We start from the raw sequence: 3,618 nt of genomic DNA, 5'->3' as shown, positions 1-3,618 counted from the left end.
CTCTATCGCGTCCCGGTGACGGTGGATGTCGCGGCGAAAGGCCAGAAACAGGTCGCCCTGCTGCGCCAGCCCGATGTGCTGGTCGAGCGCCTCTATGCCGCGACCCTCGACTATCGCGACGGCAATGGCGGGTCACGGCCGATGACGCTGCGTTTGCGATTGCAGAATCGCAAGGCTGACGGTCTGGGACTCGCCATGCCATCGGGCCGGGTCGCCCTGTTCGAGACGATCGACGGCCAGCGCCTGCTCGCGGGCGAAACCGATATTGGCGACAAGGCGGAAGGCGAACGGGTCGATTATGATATCGCCCAGAGCGCCGATGTCCGCATCATGGCGGTCATCGGCGGCCAGTCGGCCAAGGCGCGGCGCTGGACGCTGACCCTCACCAATGCACGGCCGTTCGACGCGACGGCGGAAATCCTCATTCCCCATGACATCGCGCCGCGTCCGACCCAGATGGAGCGCCGCGGCAATAGCTGGGTCTGGCGCGCCATCATCCCCGCCAATGGGCAGGTCAGCTACAGCTATGACCAGAAGCTGCGCTGACCTCCTCAGTCGCCGGGAATGGGGCGGGGGCGGTGCGTCTCATCCAGTGCGACGAAGGTGAAGACGCCGCTGGTCAGCGCGACCGTTTCCGCGCCGCCGCCGCGAGTCGCCACCACGTCGATGCGGATCGCCACCGATGTGCGTCCGCGTTTCTCTTCCTGCGCATAGACTGACACCAGGTCGCCCATCAGGATTGGCGAGATGAACTTCATGCTCTCGATCGCGACCGTCGCCACCGCGCCCTGGGCGATTCGCGCCGCGACGATGCCGCCGGCAATATCCATCTGGCTCAGCACCCAGCCGCCGAAGATATGGCCATTGCTGTTGATGTCGGCCGGGCGCGGCACGACCCGCAATATCACTTCGCGATGGGGATCAATCGTCAAGCGGCACCTCGTCCTTCAGCCGGTCCATTACCTGGTCGTCATGCCCCGTCCCGGCGGAGAGGAAGACGAGCGCCATCAAGCCCGTTCCCAGCATGAAGGTCAACCAGACGCCCAATATGGTGGCGATGATCATGTGAACCGGCATCGGCCCGGTCCATAGCCGCAGGAACAGCAGGGCCGCGCCGACGCATAGCGCGCCGACCAGCGCCATCCAGAGCATGATCCGGCGGAATCGCGACCAGGCGATTGCCGCGATCCGGGGATCGTCCAGGCCCTTTTTCTCTGTCATTCTCTTGCTCTCCTCCCTTTTCTTTGCGCCGCGAAAGTGGGATCATCAAGCGCAGAGACAGTAAGTCCACAAAAGGAGAGCGGCCATGACCATCGCGGCAATCTTGCAGGGCAAGGGGCGCGACGTCGTCCAGGTCCAGTCGACCGACAGCGTATTGTCGGTGGTGACCTTGCTGGCGGATCGGCGGATCGGCTGCGTGCCGGTGGTCGATGGCGGCCAGGTGGTCGGCATCTTTTCCGAACGCGATGTTGTCTATCGTCTGGCCCAGCAAGGGGCAGAGGCGTTGAACCACACGGTCGCCGATGTGATGACCCGGCCCGCGATCACCATCGACGACCAGATGCCGGTGATCCACGCCCTGTCGCTGATGACCAAGCGGCGCATTCGCCATCTGCCGGTGGTGAAGGGCAGCGATCTGATCGGCCTGGTCTCGATCGGCGATCTGGTGAAGTTCCGCATCGACAATATCGAATCGGAAGCCGCCGCCCTGCGCGATTATATCCAGACCGCCTGACGAAGGCCGGGCGTCCGCCGGTCCGTCAGGCGGGCGCTTGCACCGGCGGCGCGCGGCGCACGATCAGGCGCACCAACTCCATCAGCGTGCCGCGCGCGCACAGCATCAGCGCCGCCAGGAAGGCGATGCCGCCAGCCGGCACCAGAATCGCCAGCCGGATCGGCGCAGCGAGCGGCGGCAGCAGGCGGTCGATCAGCAGCACCACGCCAGCCATCAGGATGGAGCAACCCAGCCCCGGCGCAGCGGCGCGGATCAGATCGATCGCACGCAGCCCCATCGGTCCGCCGGCGAGCCACGCGGTGACGATGGTCAGGATCGGGAAGGCGCCCAGCCATGCCCAGGCCAGGCCGATCGCCCCCCACTGGATTCCGATCAGGAAAGCGGTGGCCATCAATATCGCCCCGATCGCGGCGATTCGGGCGGTGGTGCCGGGGCGGCCCAATGCATTGCTGACCGGCGCAAACATCACCTGCAGCGTCATGAACGGCATGGCGAGCGCCAGAATCGCTACGAACGGCGCCATCTCCAGCCATTTCTGGCCGAACAAGGTCTCGACCAGCGGTTCTGCGGTGACGGCCATGCCCAGATAGATGGGGCAGGAGATCAGCATCAGCAGCCGCACCGCCTTGCAGAAGGACCAGGCCACCCGCGACACATCCTTCTGCATGCGGGCATAAGCGGGGAAGGCGACCTCGTTCAGCGGCGGGATGAACTTGCTGACGAAGATCTGGGTCAGGAACAGCGCCTCGGCATAGAGGCCGAGCTGATGCGGGGTGAGCACGCGGCCGCCAATGAAGATGTCGCTCTGGCTCTGGATGATCCAGAAGAGCTGGCTACCCAGCAGCGACGCGCCATAGAGGATCATCGCCCGCGTGCCGGTGAAATCGAAACTGGGAATCGGGCGAAAGCCGGTGACCAGCATATAGCCCAGTGCCTTCACCCAGAATCCGGTCATCGGTGCGAACACCAGGGTCCACACGCCCCAGCCCGACAGGGCACCGACCAGCGCCATCGCGGCCGACGCGATCGCGGCGATCAGGTTGATGAAGGCCGGCCGACGGAAATCCAGGGCGCGCGCGGTGATCGCCTCGGGAATCGCGATGAAGGGGGTGGAAAGATAGAGCAGCGCCTGCACCCGCAGCAGCTGCGCCACCATCGGCTGGTCATAATAGTCGGCGGCCAGCGGCGCGATCGCCAGTTGCAGCAGCGCCAGGCTGCCGTTCAGCAGCAGCATGATGGTGAAGGCCTGGCGCAGTCGGTGCGATTCCAGCGTCTCGGACTGGACCAGCGCCGCGACGAGGCCATAGCCATTGAGGAAGGTGGCGAAGTTCAGGATCACCTGGGTCATGGCGAACAGGCCATAATCGGCGGGATCGAGCAGGCGGATCACCGCCAGAGTCACCACCCAACTGAGAATCTGCGAGATGATCTGGCTGCCCGAGCGCCAGAATATCGCTTTCTTCACCCGAGCGCCAAATCCTGCGTCGGCGGCATCGGCTTCCTGTAACCCCATAGTCATCCTGTATCCCGTGGCGAAATGCCCGTGTTTCGGGGTTTAAACCGGAACCGCCAAAAAAATGTGAAATAAAATTGCAAAAAGCGTTTGACGGTTCGGGCGGGTCCGCCTAGAGGGCTTTTCACCGGACGGGGCGGCGCTGCTGAGGCGCTTCACTGACCCGGTCGCCCACATAGACGGACACTGGTCCTCCAGACAAGAGTTTGGGGAACACTGGTTGTCCGGTTTTGATGTCGGGTTGGCTCTTTGACATTGTGATTTAGATGAAGGGACATGTGGGCGGCGGCCCCGGGTTCTTACGGCTTTCAGGCGTAGGATGCTCGGTAAAATTTAGGCCGTTCCTATATGTCTCGATATATTCCACTAG

General features: G+C 63.8%; 4 protein-coding genes and 1 pseudogene. 2 read left to right on the top strand and 3 right to left on the bottom strand.

The genetic code is table 11. From position 1 onward, the window contains the following. A pseudogene (locus tag CG471_RS29335) lies at positions 1-546 on the top strand (hypothetical protein); the annotation flags it as partial. Between the two features lie 5 nt (positions 547-551). On the opposite strand, the gene CG471_RS29330 reads toward CG471_RS29335, so the two are convergent. Both CG471_RS29330 and CG471_RS29325 read right to left on the bottom strand, forming a co-directional pair. Further along, complete coding sequence (locus CG471_RS29330; RefSeq protein WP_099234608.1) at positions 552-932, bottom strand: acyl-CoA thioesterase; 381 nt, start codon at positions 930-932, stop codon at positions 552-554. Continuing rightward, complete coding sequence (locus tag CG471_RS29325) at positions 922-1,221, bottom strand: hypothetical protein (RefSeq protein ID WP_099234607.1); 300 nt, start codon at positions 1,219-1,221, stop codon at positions 922-924. The genes CG471_RS29330 and CG471_RS29325 overlap by 11 nt, the downstream gene beginning before the upstream one ends. Before the next feature lie 85 nt (positions 1,222-1,306). Here CG471_RS29325 and CG471_RS29320 point away from each other — a divergent pair, with 85 nt between their 5' ends. Next, positions 1,307-1,735 carry a CBS domain-containing protein gene (locus tag CG471_RS29320; RefSeq protein ID WP_004209125.1) on the top strand — a complete coding sequence of 143 codons (429 nt, stop codon included), beginning with the start codon at positions 1,307-1,309 and terminating at the stop codon, positions 1,733-1,735. Between the two features lie 25 nt (positions 1,736-1,760). On the opposite strand, the gene CG471_RS29315 is transcribed toward CG471_RS29320, so the two are convergent. Beyond that, positions 1,761-3,248, bottom strand: a complete 1,488-nt coding sequence (locus CG471_RS29315; RefSeq protein ID WP_099234606.1) for a lipopolysaccharide biosynthesis protein — start codon at positions 3,246-3,248, stop codon at positions 1,761-1,763. Positions 3,249-3,618 lie beyond the last annotated feature (370 nt).

The organism is Sphingobium sp. IP1, from assembly GCF_002708645.1.
GTDB lineage: Bacteria > Pseudomonadota > Alphaproteobacteria > Sphingomonadales > Sphingomonadaceae > Sphingobium > Sphingobium yanoikuyae.
The sequence above is the reverse complement of the archived record's forward strand: the minus strand, read 5'-3'. Positions and strand labels throughout refer to the sequence as shown.

Bases quoted from the DNA above. Each gene is read 5' to 3' on its own strand.
- CG471_RS29325 (WP_099234607.1), bottom strand. From the start codon at position 1,221: ATGACAGAGAAAAAGGGCCTGGACGATCCCCGGATCGCGGCAATCGCC.
- CG471_RS29320 (WP_004209125.1), top strand. From the start codon at position 1,307: ATGACCATCGCGGCAATCTTGCAGGGCAAGGGGCGCGACGTCGTCCAG.
- CG471_RS29315 (WP_099234606.1), bottom strand. From the start codon at position 3,248: ATGGGGTTACAGGAAGCCGATGCCGCCGACGCAGGATTTGGCGCTCGG.